The following is a 22,098-nucleotide window of genomic DNA, read 5'->3' on the forward strand; positions in this document are numbered from 1 at the left end:
AATTATGGCAACTTTAATAGAGGATTTTAGTAAAAAAACAAGAATGTAATAGGTACAAAAGCGCATATACATCTATGATAATGTAAACGGTTACTATAAGGGAGGCGATTGGTGATGAATCATTCTTCTTTGACGATGGCACAGATGATAAAAAGAGCAGAAACGTTTTTCGCAAAAAAAGAGGTTGTATCTAGAACAGCAGGTGGTATTCAAACATTTACGTATAAGGAAATGGCAGAACGAACACGAAGACTTGCTTCAAGTTTACAAAGGCTTGGTATTAAAAGAGGGGAGAAGGTAGGGACATTTGCTTGGAATCACCACCGCCATCTGGAAGCATATTTTGCGATTCCCTGTAGTGGAGCGGTGTTGCATACAATTAATATTAGACTCTCATCTCAGCATATCACCTATATTATTAATCACGCAGAAGATAAAATTCTCCTCATAGATGAAGAGTTAGTTCCATTAATTGAACAATGTAGGGACGAACTTACCAATGTAAAAGCATTTATCATTATGAGTGACCATAAGGAACCACCAACTACAACTTTATCTCCAGCATATAATTATGAAAGTCTACTAGAAGAGGCAGATCCCAATTATCAATATCCCGATGATCTAGATGAAAATGACCCGGCAGGGATGTGTTATACTTCCGCGACCACCGGAAATCCTAAAGGCGTCATTTACTCTCACCGGGCAATTGTGCTCCATAGCTTAGCATTAGGTTTAGCGGATAGTGTTGGTGTAAGTGAAAAAGATATTGCCCTACCTATCGTCCCGATGTTTCATGTCAATGCATGGGGCTTACCTTTTGCAGGTGTGTGGTTTGGCACAAAATTGATCATGCCTGGACCTGCATTTACGCCTAAATTAATTGCCGAACTAATAGAAGAATATAAAATTACAATTACTGCAGGTGTCCCAACTATTTGGCTTGGATTATTGAAGGAATTGCAAGCGAAAAAATATGATTTAAGTTCTTTAAGAAGCATTCTGTGTGGCGGATCTGCTGCACCAAAAGGCATGATTCGAGTGTTCGAAGAAAAGTATAAGATACCGTTTCTTCATGCTTATGGAATGACAGAAACAAGTCCACTCGCAACTGTCTCCAATCTGAAAAGCTATCAAGAAAATATAGATTTTGAAGAGAAACTGGAGTTAAGAAGCAAGCAAGGATTATTGGTTCCGGGATTAGAAATGAAAGTGATTGACGAAAAAGGGGTTGAAGTGGAGTGGGACGGAAAGCAGATGGGCGAGCTCTGCTTAAGAGGTCCGTGGATTGTAACCGAATATTATAATGACGAGAGGACTGCCTCTAGTTTTAAAGATGGCTGGCTTCATACGGGTGATGTTGTCACGATAGATGAAGAAGGACTTTTGAAAATTGTCGATCGCACGAAGGATTTAATAAAAAGTGGTGGGGAGTGGATTTCTTCTGTTGACATAGAAAATGCGCTCATGGCTAATGAAGCCATTTTTGAAGCTGCTGTTATTGGTATTCCGAGTGAAAAGTGGCAAGAGCGTCCATTAGCCTATGTTGTATTACATGAACAATATAAAGGAAAAGTGACAGCTGAAGAAGTGCTTCAGTCATTAAGCGCTCAATTTGCAAAATGGTGGATTCCTGATGATGTCATTTTTATTGATGAAATTCCCAAAACATCTGTAGGGAAATTTTTAAAACGTGATTTAAGAGAGAAATATCAAATGGATAAAATTAATCAGTAATTATTTGCAATATGAAGAGTCATTCATTTTCTAGTAAAAAAACTCAATTATATTTGGAAAATAAAAAATATTTTATTTATAATAGAGGTATCCAAACTTAAGGAGGAAAATGAATGGCGCTTGATTTTGATACAAAGACCGTTAATTATTCGATTGAGGGAAGAGTGGCGCATGTGGAAATGAACCGGCCTGAGTCATTAAATGCACTAAATGTGGAAATGATTCATGAGCTGGCTGCTGTTATGAAAGAGTTAAGTAATTTAGAAGAAATAGATATCGTTGTTTTGAAAGGGGCGGGTAGAGCATTCTCCTCAGGCGGAGACATTAAAACGATGCTGATGGATGCGAATGAAAACGATTTCCCCGTTGTAATGGATGCGATTAATGAGTTAGTTGTTACATTGTATAGTATGCCTAAAATCACCATTAGCGCAATAAAAGGTGCAGCTGCAGGGCTCGGATTAAGTTTAGCTTTAGCTACGGATTTCATTTATGCTCATAAGGATAGTAAATTAGCGATGAACTTTATTGGTATAGGGTTAATCCCGGACGGTGGTTCCCACTTTTTCCTTGAAAGTAAGTTAGGGCCCGACCAAGCAAAGCACCTCATATGGGAAGGGAAACCGATGGCAGCTGAAGAAGCATGGGAGAGAGGACTTGTTCATGAAGTCGTAGATGATCTTGACGAAGCAGTAAATAAAAAAGTGTACCATCTGAGTCATCTTCCAATCCTTGCGATGATTAAAACAAAAAAAATACTGACAGATAAGAATCGCCCATTATTATTAAAATTATTAGAGCTCGAAAAAAGTGGTCAAGCACAAATGAGGAAAACAGCTGATCATAAAGAAGGCATAAACGCTTTTATTGAAAAAAGGCAGCCTCGATTCACAGGGAAATAACAGAAATGAAAGACACGCATGTTTTTCAGAAACATGCGTGTCTTTATTTGATACGTGGTGTATAGTATAACCTGAGGTCTACCGGTGAAATAATATAAGCTTTCCTGCTGGAGAAGAGCAACGATGTGTTTTCTCTTCTAATCCTTTTTCTTTCAGGAGGTTTTCTCCGGTCACCTTGGCTTCTTGATCATTTGCTGATTCGAATGATTCATCAAGAATTTTTTCACCGGTTGGTTCGAATGCCGTTAATTTATAAGTTTTCATCATAAAGACTCCTTGTAATGTAGTTGAATATTCCGATATTTAATTATATTTTGGCATAATTCCATCAATCTTGCAAAAAGAAACATCCTTATTTAATGAATCTTTTTTAGTTTTATACCGTAAATAAATGAAAGGGAGGGACAAAATTTATATGTCTTTAAAATTAGAAAATGTTACGAAGAAGTTTGGTCAATTTACCGCAGTAGATGATATATCTATAGAAATACCTGAAAAGGAAATGTTTGGTTTTTTAGGAGCGAATGGTGCTGGAAAGACGACTACTTTTCGAATGATTTTAGGGTTAATTGATGCAACCAAAGGAAACATCAGTTGGCAAGGTAAACCCATTAATTATTCAGTGAGTGGTCAAATTGGTTATTTACCTGAAGAGCGTGGGTTATATCCAAAATTACAAGTGAAAGAACAACTTGTATACTTAGCACGGCTAAGAGGGATGGATAAACAATCTGCCTTAAAGGAGTTAGACAACTGGCTTGATCGCTTTAAAGTACCGGATTACAAAACAAAAAAGGTAGAGGAGCTATCAAAAGGGAATCAACAAAAGATACAATTTATATCTAGTATTTTACATAAACCTAAACTATTGATTCTTGATGAGCCGTTTAGCGGGCTAGATCCAGTAAATGTAGAGCTGCTAAAAGACGCAGTTGTAGACTTGAAAAATAGTGGTACATCAATCGTATTTTCTTCCCACCGCATGGAACATGTTGAAGAGTTATGTGAGCATCTTTGTATCATGCAAAAAGGTAGACCAGTCGTACATGGTGAATTGAAGGAAATTAAGCGTTCTTATGGAAAAAAAACATTAATCATTCATGGTGATTTTTCGATGGCTTTTTTACAAGACCACCCTGTTGTGAAGAAATTTAAAATGACAACAGAAGGGGTGCATCTGCAAATTGAAAATGAATTGGCAGCGGACGATATACTAAAAGATATTGTTGGCAAAGGATTTATTCGCAAGTTTATGCTTGAAGAACCATCTTTAAATGATATCTTTATCGAAAAGGCAGGTGCTTCTTATGAGTAATTTTTGGACAATTCTATGGCATACGTATTGGACAAAAATAAAAACAAAGTCTTTTCTTATTACGACAATCATTACGGCACTTTTATTTGTGCTGTTAGCCAATATTACAACCATTATCGATACTTTTTCAAATGAAGAAACACCGAAAGTGGCAGTGATAGATGAAACAAACAGTTCCATCCAAGCAATAGAACGCATAGAGGCATATACATCGGAGGAAGTTATCTTAGAAAGTGTACAACAGTCAGAAGCTGAAGTGGACGAGAAGGTAATATCTGGGGAATTTACAGGTGCACTTTACTTAACTTCTAACGGTGAAGATCTCATTAGCGGTGAATATAAATCCTTGAGTATAGCTGACACTACTATCTCTAGCTTATTGCAAACAGCTTTGCAGCAAATAAAGACGGAATTAACTGCAGAGAGTATAAATTTATCACCAGAGCAATTGCAAACATTGTATGCACCTGTATCGTTTGAGACGACTGCACTTGAGGAAAATGCGAAGTCTCAAGAAGAATTAAGTCAGGCAAGAGGACTTGTTTATGTGGTCTTATTTTTAATTTATTTTGCTGTCATCATGTATGCGAGTATGATTGCTAATGAAGTGGCAACTGAAAAGTCATCTAGAATCATGGAAATTCTTATATCAAGTACCCCACCTGTTCAGCAAATGTTTGCTAAGATACTCGGGATCGCTCTGTTGAGTGTGACACAAATGCTGATTTTAGGTTCCATTGGTTTCTTTGCATTGAGAGAAAGCATGTCTAAGCTTGAAGGTGGCTGGTTCGAAGCGTTTGGGTTTAGCAACTTATCACTTGGTATATTGGTTTATGCAGCCATCTTTTTCTTATTAGGCTATTTTTTATATGCGACCCTAGCCGCTTTTCTTGGGTCTTTAGTTAGTCGGATTGAGGATGTTCAACAAATGATTATGCCAATGACGATGTTAGTAGTTGTGGGCTTTTTACTCTCAATGTATGGTCTATCTAACCCAGATACAACTTTTATTACTATTGCCTCTTATATTCCTTTTTTCACACCAATGCTGATGTTCTTAAGAGTAGGAATGCTTTCATTGCCGGTATGGGAACCAATATTAGGCATGGCCGTTCTTATTGTGACGACAATTATTTTGGCGATATTCGGTGCACGAGTGTATCGTGGCGGTGTTTTAATGTATGGTCGCTCATCTTCGTATAAAGATATTAAAAAAGCGATTCAATTAACGAAGAAAGAAAAATAAGTAGTTATTTACATTCAAGCTTCTCATACTTGTGTATGAAGAAGCTTTTTTAGCAAAAAAGAATTGATAAATGTAGTAGTGACCAATTTACATTTATTAAAATAATGATAAGACAACTAATCTGCGGGCTCTGCTAATGTTTATTTATCGGTTTGTAACAACCTTCCTACTTTATTGAAAAAGAGGCAGTGAAGCAAAATAAATTAATGACAAATGTAACTATTTGCTTTTTGCCTTTCTTGACATACTTACACTAACAAGGCGAAAGGGTGTGAGCGGATGATTGCCTCACTAAATGGGATTGTGAAACGTTATGATTCGAAACTAGTGTTGGACTACATTGATTTGGATATAAATGAGGGTCAAATTATTGGTTTACTTGGTCCTAATGGAGCGGGAAAATCAACATTAATTAGATGCCTAACAGGAATGGAGACAGTTAATCAAGGGAATGTTACGTTATTTGGGGATGGAAAAAAACCATTTCAGAATAAAAACAAAGAAAAAATTGGTTTAGTCACGCAGGAAATATCGATTTTTCCAGAATTAACAGCACAGGAGAATGCGAACTTTTTTGCCGGAATTTATGGGTTAAAAGGGGAAGTGAGAAAAAGAAGGGTAGCAGAGGCCTTAGCGTTTGTTGGATTAGCAGAACATACAAAGGGAAGGGCACAAAATTTTTCTGGAGGAATGCAAAGGCGGCTGAATATTGCATGTTCCTTAGTTCATGATCCTAAGTTTTTAATTATGGATGAGCCGACGGTGGGGATAGATCCTCAATCGCGAAACCATATTTTGCAAGCTGTAAAGAAATTACAAAGAAATGGAACGACTATTCTATATACAACGCATTATATGGAAGAGGTTGAGGCGATTGCCTCAGAGGTTGTGATATTAGATAAAGGGCAAATCATTACAAGAGGAACAGTTCAAGATTTGATTCGCAACATTCAGCATGAAGAGAGAATCAAGGTAGAAGTAAGTCATCCTGAAGAAGTCTCTTTGGAGAGTATTCAGGCACTGCCAGATGTAAAACAAGTCATTAAAGATGGGAATCAAATTTTGGTTGTATCTTCTGCTAATTCAGGACACCTTGATCGTATTTTAACGATTATAAAAGAGGACTCTGGTGTTGTCGGCATTAATGTAGAAAAAGCAAATTTAGAGGATGTTTTCTTAACTTTGACTGGAAGAACCTTAAGGGATGGAGGTAGTGCATGATGCGTGTCCTAAGAACCATTCCTTATACAGTGATTCGAATGAGTAGAGACTATATTACGCTATTGTTGCTCTTAGTTGTTCCGATTATCCTTATTACCATTTTTTATTTCGTATTAGGAGACTTAAAAAATCAATACGGTGATCCTGCGTTCTATGATACAGCACAGTTAATGACACTTGTGTTTCAATTGTTTGGCGGTTCAATCGTGATTGCCCATATTCAAGATGATTTATTTTCTCCAAGACGGCAACGTTTAATGGTGGCGCCGATGAGTCGACCTTTTTATGCTCTCTCAATCTCATTATGTGGCATGTTATATTCCATTTTTCTGGGTTTTTTGTTATTTCTATTTACAGGAATAGGCTTAAAGGTGGAGTGGGGAAATGGATTTTGGGTAATGTACATCATTGGCTTATTGGCTGTACTATCAAGCCTTGTAAGTTTAATTCTTATTTTTGCTGTAAAGAACTTTAAATTAGCAGAACGGTTAAGTGAAGTATATGGCATTGGATGTATTGTGTTGGCAGGGTTGTTTTTTCCAATTCCTAATTATACGGTTATCACATTCATTAATGAATACCTTAATCCTTTATTGTTAGCTGCTAATGCAATTGGCTATGCACAAAGCAATTTATTTCCTGATGCTTATATTTATATGATTCGGTTAGGAGTCGGAATTGTAATTACTTTTATTATTGTGTTTGTGCTCGGTAGGAGGAAGATTTAAATGACTGTTTTCCACTTTGTTCTGAAGAGAAGTATTGCGAATAAAACAAGTTTGTTGATTCTATTTCTCTTCCCAGTTGTTGCGATCTTTCTGCCATCAGGAGAGTATTGGCCACATCTTCCATACGGATATCAATATTTTGGTATTTTTATTTTGTTTATTAGTTTGAAGCTCTCCGGATTGATTTTAGAAGATAGAATGAGAGGAATTGCTAAAAAGGTATCAATTGCCCCCATCAGTCATTTTAGTTATCTAGCACAGAATTTGCTAGCGTATTTTTCCATTTTAATATTACAATGTCTGATTTTAGTTTATGGAGGCGTATTAGTTGGGAAAGAACTTTATCAGCCCTTTTGGTTATTCATTTTATTTATTACATTTAGTATGGCATCGATTGCCTTTGCACTAATGTGGATTTCATTTTTTCGTAATAAAGAAATATCCATGTTAATTTTTATGTCAATTATCAGTGTCATTGCTTTAATCGGTGGCGTCTTGATTCCAATTGAGTTGTTACCTGAAATTTTACAAAAAATAGCGATTATGTTGCCGACTTTTTGGCTAGCTTGGGGAATAGATTGGGTTGTTTTTGGTGGCGAACTGAAGGAGTTTCTGCTTGTGAATGGAATGCTTATTTTGTATATGTTTTTATTTTTAATTACAGGAAGTGTGAAAAAATTGCATTGATAGCTGAGGAGAGGTGTGCATATGAGAGTGTACGAGCGATATTTTAGATTTGTGATATTTTGGCGAATAGCACAATTACTTATCCTAGCACATCTTTGGCTCATAAGTACTGCTGGCTTTGAGGCGATTGTTTTTATCCTGCTTTTGCTCATTGTTATGAGCATACGTATAAGATTTTCAATACCAAAATGGAGTTTTCTTATTGAAATAGTCCTCTGTATCGTTTTCATTCCATATTTTCCGTTTGCCCTATATGGTTTAGCCATCGCTATTTTCGAAGCAGCAATAGTCGGGAAGTGGTGGTTGATTTTCCCAATGACGATTTTCATGATTGCTTACCCTGCCTTTGATATCACTTTGATTTGGTATAGTTTACTCACAGTATTAGTCGGAAGCTTCACTTATCAGTCAATGAAAGAACGTAAGCAACTAGAAAAGACTTTAGACAAGGAAAGAAAAGAAAAGCATGAGCTTGAACAGATCAAAATGGAGCTTTTAGAAGCTTATTTTGAGGTGGAAAAGGCAGCTGAATTGAAGGAGAGAAATCGGATTTCAAGAGAACTGCATGACCACATAGGGCATGATTTAACAGGTGCCCTTCTAGCTATTCAGGCATATGAACAAGTAGAAAATGAAAATCAAGCGCACTCCCTTCTGGAACAGGTGAAAATTAGGCTTTCGAGGAGTACTACGAGATTAAGAAATACAGTTCATAATCTCACACCTGTTACTTATATAGGTGTTGATAAGTTGCAAAGAATCGTAGCAGATTCAGAGCCATTACTCATAGAATTTCAATATAATGGAAATGTGGATAATGTATCTTCTCAATATTGGCTGATGTTGGAAGCGTGTCTTAAGGAAGCTATTACAAATGTAAGTAAATATAGTAATGCGACGAAAACGAAAGTTGAACTTGATATTACTGAAACACTTGTCAGGTTGAAAATCCATGATAACGGCACCATTACCCAAAAATCAGTGAACGGAAGTGGACTAAGAAGTTTACAATTAAGAGCAAGAATGTTAAAAGGAAGCTTTACAATTGATCGTCAAAATGGGTACTTGCTCGTATGTGTTTTACCTATACAGAGAAGGGGGAAGTAGCTATGGATATATTAATTGTCGATGATGATCGTTTAATTTGTCAGAGCTTACAATTACTTCTCGATAAAGAAGAAGATATAAAAATTGTTGGTGTGGTTGAAAATGGAAGTGAAGCGATTTCTTTTTGTGAGAAAGTGCAGCTAGACCTTATTCTAATGGATATCCAAATGCCGGTGTTGAATGGAATAGAAAGTACAAAGGTTATAAAAAGAAACTGGCCACATATTAAAATAATGATGTTGACAACCTTTCAAGACGAAATGAATATTCGGCTTGCTTTAAAAGCAGGTGCTGAGGGCTACATCATAAAATCTAGTTCGATTAAAGATATGGCCAAACAGATCCGTGCAATCGGATCAAATGCGAGGGTTCTTACTCCGGAAGTACTTGATAAACTTGTGCTACAAAATAAGTCAGATGGGTTCTGGTCATTAACCGAAAGGGAGAAAGACGTGATGGAGCTTGTGGTGGAAGGTTTATCGAATAAAGAAATATCGAAGCAGCTTTATTTAAGTGAAGGGACCGTTCGTAATGTTCTATCTATTGTTCTTGATAAACTGGAGCTACGCGATCGTACACAACTAGCCATTTACTATTGGCAACGGCAAAAATAGGATGTCAACTAGCATCTTACATTGCATGTAGAGAAAAGCCGTTGACTATTATCTAAACAAAAACCGGGAGATGAGTCCGGTTTTTTTTATGCGATAAGAAACGAATATTTCTTAAATAAGCATGATGGTTAGTATTTAGCAAGTTGATATAAAGAGCAAAACTAACATTAAGGTGAACAAGAGACTGAGCTGAGTCTTCTGATCCTTTCATTAAATTTCAATTCTACGATCAATCAAGTAAGAACGTGCATTCGCTTTTGGTTTGCGTTAAAATAAAAGAAAAATGTAAGAGGGATAAAAAATGGAGCCTATCAAATTTATTCATGCTGCAGATTTACATTTAGACAGCCCGATGGTTGGATTAAAAGACTTACCCGACTTCATATTTGAGCGGTTAAAGGAAAGTACATTTCGTTCATTTATTAAGCTCATTGATGTTGCAATAAGTGAAAAAGTTGATTTTGTTATCTTAGCGGGAGATTTATACGATGCAAGCGATCGGAGTATAAAGGCACAAAACATCTTGCGAGAACAGATGTTACGTTTACATAAGGCTAGCATTCGTGCATTTATTGTTCATGGTAACCATGATCATCTTGGTGGAGAGTGGATTAAATTAACGATGCCAGAGAATGTATTTATTTTTGGTGAAATACCAGAAGTAACTAGATTTCAAAAAAACGATACAATTATTCATCTTTATGGCTTTAGTTACAAAGAACGACATGTCGATGAAAGAATGGTTCAGCTTTATCAGAAAGAAGAAGCGGCTGGTTATCATATCGGCATTTTACATGGCAATTTGGAAGGATTAACAGAACACGGGAACTATGCACCGTTTACGATTTCTGACTTGATAGAAAAGCAGTTTGATTATTGGGCCCTTGGTCATATACATAAAAGAGCTGAAATCAATACAGTACCACCAATTATTTATCCAGGAAATATACAAGGAAGACATAAAAAGGAAACAGGTATAAAGGGTTGTTATTTAATAGAATTACAAGAGCATATTTGCGAGAAGCGATTTATTGAGACAAATGATGTGGTTTGGGATGAAGTGGTCCTTGATTGTAGTTCATTCAATTCTTTTGAGGTTTTATTATCAAATTGTATCAAATTGTTAGAATCAAAAAGAAGAGAAGGAAAAGCCATTATACTTAAATTAGAATTACAACACTTAAGTATGAGTGAAATAGAAGAAAAAGCCATTCGGTCAGGTGAATTAATAGAATTTCTCCAAGAAACTGAACGAATACAACAATCCTTCGTTTGGGTAAATGAGTTAAAAGTTAAAAAGCAGTTAGTGTGGGATGAGGAAAGTTTACGAAGTCAGTCACCTTTTTATAAAGAAATGTTAGATCTTGCAAATGAAGAAATAGTTCTGAAGGCATTATCCCCATTATATAGACATAAACAAGCAAGTCGATGGATAGATGAATTATCACTAACAGATCAAAAAGAAATTGTTGCAGATGCAAAACAATTGTTACTTGAACTATTAGTGGAGGGGGTGAACGAATGAAGCTTAAAGGGATGGAGATTTATGGTTACGGAAAATGGGAAAATATCAAAATTGAACAGTTAACCGATTTTCATTGTTTTTACGGGCAAAATGAAGCGGGTAAATCAACACTAATGTCTTTTATTCATAGTATGTTATTTGGTTTTCCATCTAAAAAAGGAAATGAAAGAAATTATAAACCTAAGAATAGTAATCAATATGGTGGAAAATTAATTGTCACTTTACCAGATGGGCATGAAGCAATGATTGAGAGAGTAAAGGAAAGAACACCAGATGAAGTGAACGTTGTGCTCAGTTCTGGAAGAAGCGGTGGTTCTACGTTATTAGAGGAATTGATCCAAGGGATGGACCAATCATTATACCGAGCAATCTTTTCTTTTGACCTGTTTGATATTCAAAATGTGCAATCATTTAGTAAAGAAGATTTAGGGCATTTTTTATTTTCTTCCGCGGTTGTTGGAACAGATGGCATTTTAAAGGCAGAACAATATTTGCAAAAGCAACTGGATTTGCGTTTTAAGCCATCTGGAACAAAGCCAGTTTTAAACAGCGGTTTAAAAGAGCTAAAAAAAGCATATGAAAATCTAAAAAAAGCGGAAAAAACGAATAACCTTTATAAAGAACGAACGGAGAAAAAAGAAGAATTAATTCATAGTAACGAACTACTTGAACAAGAAGTGGAACAGTTAGAAGCGATGTTAAGTTCTTTAAGGAAATGGTTTACGGTTGAGGAAGTATATCTTCATTATTTAAGTTTACTAGATGAAGAAAAGCAATTAGACGTAGATGATTTTCCAATAGATGGGTTAAAGCAATTAGATGCTATACAACAGAATATGGAAGTATTAGAAGACCAAAGAAATGAACTCATCATGAAAAGAAGTAACCTTGACGAAAAATTAATGAATGCAGGGTTACAGAAGCAAATACTTGAAAATAGAGCAGAAATCGAAGCTGTTTGCGAACTGAATACTGTCAGAGAGAATCAAGTGCAGACGAAAAACGAATGGCAACTCGAAATAAAAGCTTTGGAGGAAGAATTGCAGCATATGTCAGATAAGCTGCATATGCAAATATCTGAGGAAGAAATTTTATCTTTTGATACGAGTATGTTTCAAAAAGAGCTCATCTCTAATGTAATGAAGAAAAAGTCGCGGTTGACCGATAGAAAATTGCAATTGGATGAAGAGTCGGAGACTATAAGAACTGAATTAAATGAATTAGAAAATAAAATAAATGAAAGTAGAAAGAAGTTACTATCAAGGGAAGAGAGAGCAAACATTGTTAAACAAATCACTACTTTTGAGCAACAGGAAAGTCACCATCAGAGATTAACTGAAATCAATGTCAATATACAATTGCTCACGGAGAAACATAAACAAGCAATTACTAAGGATAAGAAAGCCCAAAAAATTGAATATATGAAGATAAGTTCACTTATATTATTATTTATTTTCATTGGCATATGGGGATTTATTGAAGCTTCATTCCTCATCCAAGCATTAGCGATTGGGGGAATCTGTCTTACCTTTATTAGTTCTTTTTTTAAACAGAAGGCAGTCTACTCTGATGGAATAAAGGATGAATTGGATTATTTAAGACAACAAAAAGTGGTATTAGAAAGAGATGAGCCCATCGCAGCTAAAGAGCAGGTGGATGAATGGAAGCAGCAAATTGAAAGAGATAACAAGCAAGAAGCCGAAGTTGCCGAATACGCTCGGCGATTAGATTATGTCAATAGTCAGTATGAAAAAATCATCGCCGCATATGAAGTGTGGGAAGGTGAGATGAGAGAAATTGATAGTAAGATAGATCTCATTGCCGAGCCATATAAATTAAGTAAATCAACTATGAAAAATCAATTACTTGATGCCTTCTTATTGATTGAAGAGATGAAGGGCACGATTAGAAAAAAGAAGATAAAGAAAACGAAATTGGATGACTTAAGCCAATCTATTACTAATATAGAGGAGAAACTCTCTCTTTATTTCTCGTTATTGGTTATCGAACCACGCTCATATGCTGATGGCGTGATTCAGTTAAAAGATATCATCGATAAAGAAAGAAACAAACTTGCAAACTTTGAAAAAAATAAGGAAATAAAAGAATCAATCCAATCAGATATTACGATTATAGACGAGAAAATAGCAAATAGAGAAAAGCATGTTCAATCGTTACTAGAAGAAGCAGATGTGTCTTCAATCGTAGCTTTTAAAGAAAAAGGGATGGCTGCTAAAAGGAAGCAAGCCATTAAAGAAGAGCTACGAACCGAAAAATTAAAATTAAATATGACAAACTTATCACAAGAGACATTAAATAAATATGTTGAATTAAGACCGACAGAAGAACAAATAAAAGAATACCAAATAAGCATTGATACGAGGAAAGAAAGAATTACCAAGCAACAAGAAATACTACATCATCTTTCTTATGAAATTAAACAATTAGAAGAAGGTGGAATTTATGCTGAACTATTACACAAATACAAACAATTAAAAGCAGAATGGAATGAGTTGGCAAAGGAATGGGCCGTGTATGCAACAGCAAAGAGCTTACTATCTGAAACGGTAAACACCTTTAAAGAAGAAGAATTCCCTAAAATATTAAAGAAAGCTGAGAGGTATTTTTCTGATTTAACATTAGGTCAATATAAGCGGATTTTTTATGATAGCGACAAAGACCATTTATTATTAGAGCATAAGGAAGGGATGTTTTTTGAGCCAAGATCGTTAAGTCAATCAACAGCTGAGCAACTTTATATTAGTTTGCGGTTGAGCTTGGCAGAAATTGTGTTCCATCGGTATCAGCTCCCTTTTATAATTGATGATGGATTTGTGAACTTTGATCATAAAAGAGTGGAAGAAGTCATGCGAGTACTAAGAGGTAAAGAGCAGCAGATTATTTTCTTTACTTGTCATAAAGGCATGTTGCAAAGTTTTAACGGGGATGAAGTGATTGATTTAAGTGAACTACAAACAGCAACAAGCTTTTAAAAATGAAGGCTGTAAAATAGATATGGTATACTTTTACTTAAAGGTAAGACTTAGAGGAGGCAGGTGTAACGATGACTAAAGGAATCGTTTATTACGATACAGGAGAGCAAGTTGAATTGTTCTTACTAATAAAAAATGCTACAAAAGGTGTGGCAAGTAACGGTAAACCTTTTTTAACTTTGATTTTTCAAGATAAAAGTGGGGATATCGAAGCAAAACTTTGGGATGTTTCCGAACAGGATGAAAATAATTACGTGCCAGAAACAATTGTCAAAGTGGCGGGAGATATCTTAAATTATCGTGGACGACAACAGCTACGGATAAGACAGATTCGTCCGTCAAATGAAAACGATACGGTAAAGTTAGCGGACTTTTTAGAAACTGCTCCTATTGACGCTGAAGAAATGATGGGGAAAGTCACACAATACATTTTTGAAATGAAAAACCCTAATATTCAAAGAATCACTAGACATTTATTAAAGAAATATCAAGCTGAGTTTCTAGAATATCCTGCAGCGACTAAAAATCATCATGAATTTGTCTCAGGTTTAGCTTATCATGTTGTTTCAATGTTAGATCTCGCTAAAGCGATTGCAAACCTTTACCCTACATTGGATAAGGATTTATTATATGCAGGTATCATTCTGCATGATTTAGGTAAAGTTACAGAGCTATCTGGCCCTATATCCACAACCTATACAGTAAAAGGAAACTTACTCGGCCATATTTCCATCATGGTTAGTGAGATTGAGACAGCGGCTGAGGAGCTATCAATTCAAGGAGAAGAGGTCGTTATTTTACAGCATATTGTTCTGTCTCACCATGGTAAAGCAGAATGGGGTAGCCCGAAACCGCCTTTAATTAAAGAAGCGGAAATCATTCATTATATTGATAATTTAGATGCGAAAATGAATATGCTTGACCGATCATTATCTAGAGTCAAACCAGGTGAATACACTGAAAGAGTTTTTGCGTTAGATAATCGGGCATTTTATAAGCCGACCTTTCATGAATAAATGAGAAAAAGCAAGTATGTGGAATGTAAGAATGCCACATAACTTGCTTTTTTTGCGGTTTAACAGTCGGGTGTATGTGTTCGTCATGCCTATGGAAATGAGAGTAAGGTGAGCAAAATGGTTATGAAAAATTTTTTGCATATTATGGGACGAGCAGACATATTTTCTAATAAGAGAGTAAGGAGGAGTCCAATGGTACCTATATGGCTTTACTTTGTGATTGCAGGTATTTTCATTAGCGCATTTATGGCGATTAAGACAGGTAGGGATGAAAGAAAGGCGGAAAATGCTCAAATTGAGCAGGAAGGTGAAGTTTATATGCAAAGGTTAGAATCCGCTAGGGATGACAAACGAGAACAATATGAAAGGCAAGAAGGATAATAAAGGTTGAACCATAGATACGAAAGAAAATATACACATAAATAGTCTAATGGTTTTAAGACCAAAGAAAAGACCTGGTTATGTCATATAACCAGGTCTTTTATGTTATTGTTCTTCTTTTGCTTCTGCATCATCGGCTTCTGCTTCAGGAGCTTTGAATAACTCTTTAAAATCATTATCTTTTACTTCCACACCTGAATTTTCTAATTCCCTCTGCATTGCTTCTTGAATAATCGTACTATCAACTTTCGCTACTTTCACTTGATATTCAATTTCTTCTTTCATATCTTCATATGATTCTTTTTCTTTTTTGTCAGTTACTTGAATGATATGGAAACCATGTTGTGATTCAACAGGTTCACTAATTTCATCTACTTCTAATGCATAGGCAGCTTCTTCAAATTCTGCAACCATCTGGCCAGCTCCAAACCAACCTAAATCGCCACCATTGGCAGCAGATGCGGTATCAGTTGAATATTCTTCCGCCACTTTTGCAAAGTCTTCGCCATCATCTAATTTCTTTTTCACTTCTTCAGCTGTTTCTTTATCCGCTACAAGAATATGACGCGCTTGGATTTCTGGCTTATAATTCTCATAGTATTCCTTCATTTCTTCTTCGGTAGCTTCAACATCTTTAATTGCCGCTTTTTCTTGCATTAGACCTGTTCTTAACATTTCTTTTAGGTCCTCTTCACTTTCCATACCGTATTGTGCAAGTGCTAATTGGAAGTTAGAACCTAATTGTTCTTTCATTGTATCTACTTGTTCATTAAGTTCGTCCTCGGAAACCTCATAATTTTCTGAGAGGACTTTCTCATAAACGAGTTCTTGAAGAACTTGTTCACCATATTGTTCTTTCAAGGCTTGATAAAAGTCTTCTTGTGTAATATTTCCGTTTCCTGTTTCGACTACTACTTCAGAATCTCCTGAACTACAAGCGCTTAAAACTAATACACCTGTTGCAACAGAAAGGGATAAAATCCATTTTTTCATGTTGAACACTCCCACGTTTATTGTTGTATATACACAGTAAATACTATAACACAAATCATTTCCTTAACAAAAATATTTACTACAAAATTAGGTTTATTTAAGAAAATTTTGGGTATTAGACTAACCATTCTAGAGAGTCCAACATAGGATATAAAGAAATTGAAAATGATATTTCGTCCAAAGAAGTTTATAGAAAATATAAAAAGACGAGATACGCGCCTATTCGCACGACAGAGTGTTTGAATAGTATGTGGTAACAACCTAATAAGGGAGGTGTTATCATGGGTGGAGGATTTGGATACGGCGGAGGCTTCGCTTTAATTGTTGTTCTTTTCATTCTATTAGTCATCGTAGGTGCTGCTTGGTTATAAAAAATAGCGTTATAAGACAATAAAGAAAGAACTTATAACGGACGATAGAAGGGAGGAAAATCCATGTCACACGGCGGTGGAGGATTTGGATACGGTGGAGGTTTCGCTTTACTCGTTGTCCTTTTCATTTTATTGGTAATTATTGGAGCTTCTTGGGTTTGCTAATTAATTCATACCTCAAGCTTTTCCATACAGAGAAAAAGCGGCGAAAATCTCGCCGCTTTTTTTACATTTATTTTAAGTAAATGCAATTTCAACAAAGGAAGAAATAAGCAGTATCGTAATTAAAACATTAATTGTTCGATATACTTTCGGTTGTTTCTCCTCTGGGATTTCCTTTTGTAAACATAAGGAAAAAGTAAGTCTGTTAATATTATATAGAATAAATACAGCAAAAATAATAAAAATGGAGATCATCGATGATTCCCTCCCCTAGTCAATCGTAGTCTATTGTTTTACAATATCAAAAATAATCATAAAAAGATAGTATAAAAGGTTGGAAGAATGGATTTTATCTAGTTTCTTTGATTTGTATTAATATATTGAGTCCAACCTCATTCTCTTCAATATATGAAAATTTGGGTGTATTCATTACGATTTTTATATAGATTAAATCTCGGCATGATAATCCAATATGCAAAGATAAAAGAATGATGAAAAACGCTCCATATTGTTGAAATGATAACATTAACAATAAAAGTGTTCCATTAATACATAGTATTGGTGCGATTAAAGCACTTAGATACATCAATTTAGGTACTGGTTCATTGACTTTTAATTGTATCATGGGTACACATTTTGATCGTAATTCCAACGATTTCTTTATATTTTTATTTACCGGCATTAATGGAATATAATGAATCAATTTATGGACAGGATACAATCCAATCAGAAAGAGGGTGAAGATACTTAAACTTTCTGTATTAATCACTGTATCAGGAAACAAATAATTCATTGGTAAATATGTGATAATAAAGACTGTAAATGCCAGTATAGCAGACATGAAGTCCAACCATAATTGTCCATACTGCTTGTTAACATTTATCTCCTTTACACAGCTCATAAACAAAATAATCCCTCGCAGTTCAGCGCTCATGTTTTAAATTCAAACACTACTTTACTCTCCTCTTTAAGAAAAATCAATACCATTTTTTCGATAAAAAAATGATTGTTAAATTTCAACATAAAAGTGAAGGGATGTAAGGGTTTTCATTATTTTATTTTATTTTATATTTAATGAACATATTGTCTTTTATACCAAAATAAAAAAGCGGAGAAGTTTGTTTATAATTCCGCTTTTATCGTACAAAATTATACTAATTCTTTTGTATATTCTTTTTTCTTTAATAGTTTACCATCTTTTTCCTCAAATTCGTTATCAATATTTGAAAATGATTTTTCGAATATTTCCATAAAATCATCTCCGTAAATGTTGCGGATAATGGCCATCACTTCAATGATTTCCGGGAATTTTCCATATAATTCTTTTAAAGGCATCGCACCTGAAAAAACAGAATTTTTATCTGGATGATATGTTTCCATTAATTCTAGAAAAACGCTTTCACCTTTATCCGTTAATTTAATGTAAGTATTCCTTTTATCACTTTCTCTTTTTGAAAATTCAAGATATCCTCTTTCTTCAAGCTTTTTAGAAAAATTAAATGCGGTAGATACATGCATAACGCCAAACTTCGCTACATCAGAAATGGATGCGCCATTTAAATGATAAGCAATCCATAAAATATGGTGTTCATTGATATTTAAGTCATATGGTTTAATCCATTGTTGCCAATCTTTTTCAATAGATTTCCATAAAGCTTTACTCAATTGAGCAACCCTTTGGCTGAAAAGCATGGCTTCCTTGATTGAGAAATTCGTTTCTGACATTTCGCTTCACCTACTTTTTTATTATTGTATATTTATTATGCCAATAAAGCAAAAATTAATAAAGATATTAATTTGCATAATTTTTAGATTTTGTTTCTTGTTTTTAGGAGTAATACTTCTGTTAGCATTTGGCATAATCTTAAAGCAAACCATTTTTATAACATAATATATTAGATTTCTTTTTTAAAATAAGAAATCCTTCTTTTTTTCTAAAATAATTAGAGAAAAAAGAAGGATTGTAAAACAGAAGGCTATTTATTCTTTGTTCATTGGATTGGCATGTTTTAAGGTTTGTTCTAATTCAGCTATTGATTTTTCAATATTTGCGATTTCTTGTTGTAAGTTTTGTTGATGGGGAAGTATTTCACTTTTCCATTGTTTAATGGAAGATGATACGTCTTCGGTTAAGGTGGAAAGAGCTACTTTCCCTTCTTCACCTACATGGACGATCTGATTCTTGATATCAGTTAGTTGTTTACCTAATTCTTTTATTTGAATAGAAGCCGATTTTGATTGTACAGTAATATATTTTCGGGTATCTTTACCAGAAGCAGGTGCAGTAAAGAGTGTAGCTGCAGCAGCTGCTACCCCGCCAACGACAAAGCCTAAAAAAAGTGATTTCGCTTTCAATCTAAACTCTCCTCTCAATTTTAATGTCTACGTATATCATACATGAATCCAGTAAAAAGAACATCTATTACCCCTTATATTCCACGCTTAATAGCTATATTAAACATAAAAAAAACACCTGTAGTCTACTACAGGTGGGGAAGTTTATAAATGAATCGCGTGTTCATTTAATTTAGTACGTTTATTAATAGATTTTGTAATTGGGAACAATACTGCCATTAAACCGGCATTTAATAATACGGTTGGTAAGACGCTTGCTGCAAATAACCCGATAAAGGCACCTGGTAGACCTACAATGATGTAAGCGGATGTTAAAAATAAAAATCCAGATATCAGTGTGCCAATCGCTGTTAAGACAATAGCGACAATTGATTTAGCGCTGATATTTTTTAACAGTGACAAAAGACCATAAAATATAAAGGCAGTTATCAGCTTATCAATAATATTAGGAATTTGTCCTCCTGGAAATCCTGTAGTCAAGGCTGAAAGAATACCACTTACAAGTCCAATAAGAACAACGCTTTTGACGTCGGTAAATAATAAAATGCCTAAAAACATCATGACTAACATCATGTCAGGCTTTACACCCATAAAAATCGGCGGAGTTATGGCATGTAGGACAACACCCATTCCTGCCAAAAGGGCAAGGGCAACAATATTTTTACTTTTCATTTTCTCATCTCTCCTCAAGCTAATCTCATTTTGAACTGTATTCTCCTACAATGCACTCATTGCTTGCAGCGAGAACTTTAATTTATTATAACATCACAAATATCATATGAACATATCTATTTTATGGTTAATATTTTTCTTTGAAGTTCTTCATAAATGATACTAAAGCTTCTACATGTTCTAATGGAACAGCGTTATAAATAGATGCTCTACATCCTCCAACAGAGCGATGTCCATTTAACCCAACAAATCCTATTTGTTTCGCCTCTTCAAGGAATTTGGTAGAAAGTTCTTCGCTTTTTAAGTTAAAAGTGACATTCATATGAGATCGGCTCTTCTCATCAGCATGCCCAATGTAAAAGCCATTGCTATTATCAATCATATTGTATAAGAGGGAAGACTTCTCTTCATTTCTCTTGCTTATTGCATCTATCCCACCATTTTCTTCTACCCATTCTAAAACTAGAGAGAGAAGGTAAATCGCTAGTGTTGGAGGTGTGTTATATAAAGAGTTATTTTTTGCAAACGTTTCATAGTTTAACATAGTAGGTAGTGCTGGTTGACTTTGAATGAGTTCTTTACGAATAATAACTACTGTTACCCCAGAAGGTCCTAAATTCTTCTGTGCACCTGCATAAATAAGGTCGAATTGCTCTATTTGAAGTGGGCGGGACAAGATATCGCTTGACATATCTGCAATAAGCGGGACTTGTGTATTTGGATATTGGTGCCATTGTGTTCCAAAGATCGTATTATTACTCGTTAGATGAAGATAAGCTGCATCTTCTGACAAATTAATTTCCTCTAGCTCAGGAATGCGATGATAGCCAGTTTCCTTCGTCGAAGCAGCAACATGGGTGGAACCAACCTTTTTGGCTTCTTTTAATGCTTTATCTGACCATGAGCCAGTAAGGATATAGTTTGCCGTCTGATCTGGCTTTAACAAATTCATTGGGATCATAGAAAATTGTAAACTCGCTCCACCTTGTAGAAAAAGAACTTCATAATCATCTGGGATGGAAAGGATGTTTCTTAATGAGGCAATAGCTTTGTTATGTACTATTTCATAATCTTTACTTCTATGGCTTAACTCCATTAAAGCCATACCTGTTCCATTAAAATCTAGCCAAGCTTCTTTTGCTTTTTCTAGGACCGCAAATGGCAAAGTTGCTGGACCTGCATTAAAGTTAAATGCTCGTTTCATGCTTTTCCCTCCATCATTCACAATGTTGTACTATATCGCTGTAGCGAAATAAAGATATCATTATGTTATCAAAAAAAACACATTTGTACAGAATTAATTAAAAAGATTTTGAATTTTTTTAGAAATATTTTAAGTAAGGTTTCTTTCAGGACGATGGTTAAAGGAAAGTGAGATGGAGAGGAGAAAATATAGATTTATTGGCTTTGGGGTCTTGAGTGTAGATACAACTACATGGAAGGTTGATAGAAATATTGTAAATAGGTTTTATCAGACACAGATCTTGCTGTGCCTGATAAAAGGTTTATGATAAATGACTATGTATTTGCTGTGACATCTTTTGGAGATCTTCAGGTGTATATTCTGAAGTATGTGTTTTCCATACGACACCTAAACCATCACCTTGGCCATATCTAGGAATAAGGTGCATATGATAATGAAAGACCGTTTGGCCAGCAATTTCCCCATTATTATTAATCGTGTTTAATCCATCAGGCTGGAACTCTGCTTTAAGCGCACGGCTAATGGCTGGAACAGCTTCAAATACGTGACGGGCTGTTTCTTCATCTAGTTCAAAGATATTTTCTTTATGAACCTTTGGAATAATCAACGTATGTCCTTTGGTTACTTGACTGATATCTAGAAATGCAACGACATGCTCATTTTCATACACTTTTGCTGAGGGGATTTCTCCAGCTACTATTTTACAAAAGATGCAGTCACTCATATTTTTTTCATCTCCCTTAATACTTGAATTGACCATATTTTATCATAAATTAAGACCATTCATAAATAAAAGAAGCAGGATTCAATAAGAATCCTGCCGAAATTGAAGGGGAATGCTTCTTGGCTTCTACTCTTGGAAATACTCTTTA

At 35.0% G+C, this 22,098-nt stretch carries 24 protein-coding genes; 15 read left to right on the forward strand and 9 right to left on the reverse strand.

All coding sequences use genetic code 11. The features are described from left to right. Window positions 1-114 precede the first annotated feature (114 nt). Both LG276_RS08010 and LG276_RS08015 read left to right on the forward strand, forming a co-directional pair. Window positions 115-1,734 carry a long-chain fatty acid--CoA ligase gene (locus LG276_RS08010; RefSeq protein ID WP_404293992.1) on the forward strand — a complete coding sequence of 540 codons (1,620 nt, stop codon included), beginning with the start codon at window positions 115-117 and terminating at the stop codon, window positions 1,732-1,734. A gap of 113 nt (window positions 1,735-1,847) precedes the next feature. Beyond that, on the forward strand, window positions 1,848-2,636 hold the full coding sequence (locus tag LG276_RS08015; RefSeq protein ID WP_224939102.1) for an enoyl-CoA hydratase: 789 nt from the start codon (window positions 1,848-1,850) through the stop codon (window positions 2,634-2,636). A 78-nt stretch (window positions 2,637-2,714) separates the two neighbouring features. Here the strand turns inward: LG276_RS08015 and LG276_RS08020 are convergent, their stop codons facing one another. Continuing rightward, window positions 2,715-2,900 (reverse strand): YhzD family protein, encoded by a 186-nt coding sequence (locus LG276_RS08020; RefSeq protein WP_095369924.1) that lies wholly within the window; start codon window positions 2,898-2,900, stop codon window positions 2,715-2,717. A 151-nt stretch (window positions 2,901-3,051) separates the two neighbouring features. Here LG276_RS08020 and LG276_RS08025 point away from each other — a divergent pair, with 151 nt between their 5' ends. The 11 genes from LG276_RS08025 (at window position 3,052) to LG276_RS08075 (ending at window position 15,469) form a co-directional block, all read left to right on the forward strand. Beyond that, a complete protein-coding gene (locus LG276_RS08025) occupies window positions 3,052-3,951 on the forward strand; it encodes an ABC transporter ATP-binding protein (RefSeq protein WP_404293994.1) in 900 nt (299 codons plus the stop codon). Further along, window positions 3,944-5,197 carry an ABC transporter permease gene (locus LG276_RS08030; RefSeq protein ID WP_224939104.1) on the forward strand — a complete coding sequence of 418 codons (1,254 nt, stop codon included), beginning with the start codon at window positions 3,944-3,946 and terminating at the stop codon, window positions 5,195-5,197. Before LG276_RS08025 ends, LG276_RS08030 begins: the two co-directional genes overlap by 8 nt. Before the next feature lie 279 nt (window positions 5,198-5,476). After that, complete coding sequence (locus tag LG276_RS08035) at window positions 5,477-6,418, forward strand: ABC transporter ATP-binding protein (RefSeq protein ID WP_251161285.1); 942 nt, start codon at window positions 5,477-5,479, stop codon at window positions 6,416-6,418. Next, a complete protein-coding gene (locus tag LG276_RS08040) occupies window positions 6,415-7,146 on the forward strand; it encodes an ABC transporter permease (protein ID WP_404293996.1) in 732 nt (243 codons plus the stop codon). Before LG276_RS08035 ends, LG276_RS08040 begins: the two co-directional genes overlap by 4 nt. Then, window positions 7,147-7,833: an ABC transporter permease gene (locus tag LG276_RS08045; RefSeq protein WP_224939107.1), complete on the forward strand. Its 687-nt coding sequence runs from the start codon at window positions 7,147-7,149 to the stop codon at window positions 7,831-7,833. Window positions 7,834-7,854: 21 nt separating this feature from the next. Next, entirely contained in the window at window positions 7,855-8,940 is a 1,086-nt protein-coding gene (locus LG276_RS08050; RefSeq protein WP_404293998.1) for a sensor histidine kinase, read from the forward strand. A gap of 2 nt (window positions 8,941-8,942) precedes the next feature. Next, window positions 8,943-9,554, forward strand: coding sequence for a response regulator transcription factor (locus LG276_RS08055; protein WP_224939109.1), 612 nt, complete (start codon window positions 8,943-8,945; stop codon window positions 9,552-9,554). 301 nt (window positions 9,555-9,855) lie between these two features. Further along, window positions 9,856-11,079, forward strand: coding sequence for a DNA repair exonuclease (locus tag LG276_RS08060; RefSeq protein WP_224937650.1), 1,224 nt, complete (start codon window positions 9,856-9,858; stop codon window positions 11,077-11,079). Then, entirely contained in the window at window positions 11,076-14,072 is a 2,997-nt protein-coding gene (locus LG276_RS08065) for an AAA family ATPase (protein WP_404294001.1), read from the forward strand. The genes LG276_RS08060 and LG276_RS08065 overlap by 4 nt, the downstream gene beginning before the upstream one ends. A 71-nt stretch (window positions 14,073-14,143) precedes the next feature. Next, window positions 14,144-15,088 (forward strand): 3'-5' exoribonuclease YhaM, encoded by a 945-nt coding sequence (gene yhaM, locus LG276_RS08070; RefSeq protein ID WP_224937652.1) that lies wholly within the window; start codon window positions 14,144-14,146, stop codon window positions 15,086-15,088. Between the two features lie 192 nt (window positions 15,089-15,280). Beyond that, window positions 15,281-15,469: a sporulation YhaL family protein gene (locus LG276_RS08075; protein WP_224937653.1), complete on the forward strand. Its 189-nt coding sequence runs from the start codon at window positions 15,281-15,283 to the stop codon at window positions 15,467-15,469. 105 nt (window positions 15,470-15,574) lie between these two features. Here the strand turns inward: LG276_RS08075 and LG276_RS08080 are convergent, their stop codons facing one another. Beyond that, a complete protein-coding gene (locus LG276_RS08080; protein WP_251161290.1) occupies window positions 15,575-16,462 on the reverse strand; it encodes a peptidylprolyl isomerase in 888 nt (295 codons plus the stop codon). 281 nt (window positions 16,463-16,743) lie between these two features. On the opposite strand from LG276_RS08080, the gene LG276_RS08085 reads away from it, so the two are divergent. Continuing rightward, complete coding sequence (locus tag LG276_RS08085) at window positions 16,744-16,833, forward strand: YjcZ family sporulation protein (RefSeq protein ID WP_095369913.1); 90 nt, start codon at window positions 16,744-16,746, stop codon at window positions 16,831-16,833. A 63-nt stretch (window positions 16,834-16,896) separates the two neighbouring features. After that, the gene (locus LG276_RS08090) at window positions 16,897-16,998 is read left to right on the forward strand and encodes a YjcZ family sporulation protein (RefSeq protein WP_095369912.1); all 102 of its coding nucleotides are present in this window, start codon (window positions 16,897-16,899) and stop codon (window positions 16,996-16,998) included. 72 nt (window positions 16,999-17,070) lie between these two features. Here the strand turns inward: LG276_RS08090 and LG276_RS08095 are convergent, their stop codons facing one another. The 7 genes from LG276_RS08095 to LG276_RS08125 all read right to left on the reverse strand — a co-directional run bounded on the left by LG276_RS08095 (window position 17,071) and on the right by LG276_RS08125 (window position 21,950). Then, window positions 17,071-17,250, reverse strand: a complete 180-nt coding sequence (locus tag LG276_RS08095) for a hypothetical protein (RefSeq protein ID WP_095369911.1) — start codon at window positions 17,248-17,250, stop codon at window positions 17,071-17,073. A 94-nt stretch (window positions 17,251-17,344) separates the two neighbouring features. Further along, a complete protein-coding gene (locus tag LG276_RS08100; RefSeq protein ID WP_224937655.1) occupies window positions 17,345-17,896 on the reverse strand; it encodes a DUF3267 domain-containing protein in 552 nt (183 codons plus the stop codon). A 248-nt stretch (window positions 17,897-18,144) separates the two neighbouring features. Beyond that, a complete protein-coding gene (locus tag LG276_RS08105) occupies window positions 18,145-18,720 on the reverse strand; it encodes an HTH-type transcriptional regulator Hpr (RefSeq protein WP_224937656.1) in 576 nt (191 codons plus the stop codon). A 255-nt stretch (window positions 18,721-18,975) separates the two neighbouring features. Beyond that, window positions 18,976-19,350 carry a YtxH domain-containing protein gene (locus LG276_RS08110; RefSeq protein ID WP_251161291.1) on the reverse strand — a complete coding sequence of 125 codons (375 nt, stop codon included), beginning with the start codon at window positions 19,348-19,350 and terminating at the stop codon, window positions 18,976-18,978. A gap of 144 nt (window positions 19,351-19,494) precedes the next feature. Continuing rightward, complete coding sequence (locus tag LG276_RS08115) at window positions 19,495-20,022, reverse strand: tryptophan transporter (protein ID WP_224937658.1); 528 nt, start codon at window positions 20,020-20,022, stop codon at window positions 19,495-19,497. Window positions 20,023-20,149: 127 nt separating this feature from the next. Further along, a complete protein-coding gene (gene serC, locus LG276_RS08120) occupies window positions 20,150-21,226 on the reverse strand; it encodes a 3-phosphoserine/phosphohydroxythreonine transaminase (RefSeq protein ID WP_341055044.1) in 1,077 nt (358 codons plus the stop codon). 301 nt (window positions 21,227-21,527) lie between these two features. Next, window positions 21,528-21,950 carry an HIT family protein gene (locus LG276_RS08125; RefSeq protein WP_251161292.1) on the reverse strand — a complete coding sequence of 141 codons (423 nt, stop codon included), beginning with the start codon at window positions 21,948-21,950 and terminating at the stop codon, window positions 21,528-21,530. Between the last annotated feature and the right edge of the window lie 148 nt (window positions 21,951-22,098).

This window comes from Cytobacillus kochii, from assembly GCF_044790165.1.
GTDB classification, from domain to species: domain Bacteria; phylum Bacillota; class Bacilli; order Bacillales; family Cytobacillaceae; genus Cytobacillus; species Cytobacillus kochii.

Excerpts from the sequence above, each read along its gene's own strand:
- LG276_RS08115 (WP_224937658.1), bottom strand. The coding sequence starts at position 20,022 with ATGAAAAGTAAAAATATTGTTGCCCTTGCCCTTTTGGCAGGAATGGGT.
- LG276_RS08055 (WP_224939109.1), top strand. The coding sequence starts at position 8,943 with ATGGATATATTAATTGTCGATGATGATCGTTTAATTTGTCAGAGCTTA.
- LG276_RS08085 (WP_095369913.1), top strand. The coding sequence starts at position 16,744 with ATGGGTGGAGGATTTGGATACGGCGGAGGCTTCGCTTTAATTGTTGTT.
- LG276_RS08010 (WP_404293992.1), top strand. The coding sequence starts at position 115 with ATGAATCATTCTTCTTTGACGATGGCACAGATGATAAAAAGAGCAGAA.
- LG276_RS08060 (WP_224937650.1), top strand. The coding sequence starts at position 9,856 with ATGGAGCCTATCAAATTTATTCATGCTGCAGATTTACATTTAGACAGC.
- LG276_RS08125 (WP_251161292.1), bottom strand. The coding sequence starts at position 21,950 with ATGAGTGACTGCATCTTTTGTAAAATAGTAGCTGGAGAAATCCCCTCA.
- LG276_RS08035 (WP_251161285.1), top strand. The coding sequence starts at position 5,477 with ATGATTGCCTCACTAAATGGGATTGTGAAACGTTATGATTCGAAACTA.
- LG276_RS08030 (WP_224939104.1), top strand. The coding sequence starts at position 3,944 with ATGAGTAATTTTTGGACAATTCTATGGCATACGTATTGGACAAAAATA.
- LG276_RS08105 (WP_224937656.1), bottom strand. The coding sequence starts at position 18,720 with ATGTCAGAAACGAATTTCTCAATCAAGGAAGCCATGCTTTTCAGCCAA.
- LG276_RS08065 (WP_404294001.1), top strand. The coding sequence starts at position 11,076 with ATGAAGCTTAAAGGGATGGAGATTTATGGTTACGGAAAATGGGAAAAT.
- LG276_RS08075 (WP_224937653.1), top strand. The coding sequence starts at position 15,281 with ATGGTACCTATATGGCTTTACTTTGTGATTGCAGGTATTTTCATTAGC.
- LG276_RS08080 (WP_251161290.1), bottom strand. The coding sequence starts at position 16,462 with ATGAAAAAATGGATTTTATCCCTTTCTGTTGCAACAGGTGTATTAGTT.
- yhaM (WP_224937652.1), top strand. The coding sequence starts at position 14,144 with ATGACTAAAGGAATCGTTTATTACGATACAGGAGAGCAAGTTGAATTG.
- LG276_RS08025 (WP_404293994.1), top strand. The coding sequence starts at position 3,052 with ATGTCTTTAAAATTAGAAAATGTTACGAAGAAGTTTGGTCAATTTACC.
- serC (WP_341055044.1), bottom strand. The coding sequence starts at position 21,226 with ATGAAACGAGCATTTAACTTTAATGCAGGTCCAGCAACTTTGCCATTT.
- LG276_RS08050 (WP_404293998.1), top strand. The coding sequence starts at position 7,855 with ATGAGAGTGTACGAGCGATATTTTAGATTTGTGATATTTTGGCGAATA.
- LG276_RS08040 (WP_404293996.1), top strand. The coding sequence starts at position 6,415 with ATGATGCGTGTCCTAAGAACCATTCCTTATACAGTGATTCGAATGAGT.
- LG276_RS08045 (WP_224939107.1), top strand. The coding sequence starts at position 7,147 with ATGACTGTTTTCCACTTTGTTCTGAAGAGAAGTATTGCGAATAAAACA.
- LG276_RS08095 (WP_095369911.1), bottom strand. The coding sequence starts at position 17,250 with ATGATCTCCATTTTTATTATTTTTGCTGTATTTATTCTATATAATATT.
- LG276_RS08015 (WP_224939102.1), top strand. The coding sequence starts at position 1,848 with ATGGCGCTTGATTTTGATACAAAGACCGTTAATTATTCGATTGAGGGA.
- LG276_RS08020 (WP_095369924.1), bottom strand. The coding sequence starts at position 2,900 with ATGAAAACTTATAAATTAACGGCATTCGAACCAACCGGTGAAAAAATT.
- LG276_RS08100 (WP_224937655.1), bottom strand. The coding sequence starts at position 17,896 with ATGAGCTGTGTAAAGGAGATAAATGTTAACAAGCAGTATGGACAATTA.
- LG276_RS08090 (WP_095369912.1), top strand. The coding sequence starts at position 16,897 with ATGTCACACGGCGGTGGAGGATTTGGATACGGTGGAGGTTTCGCTTTA.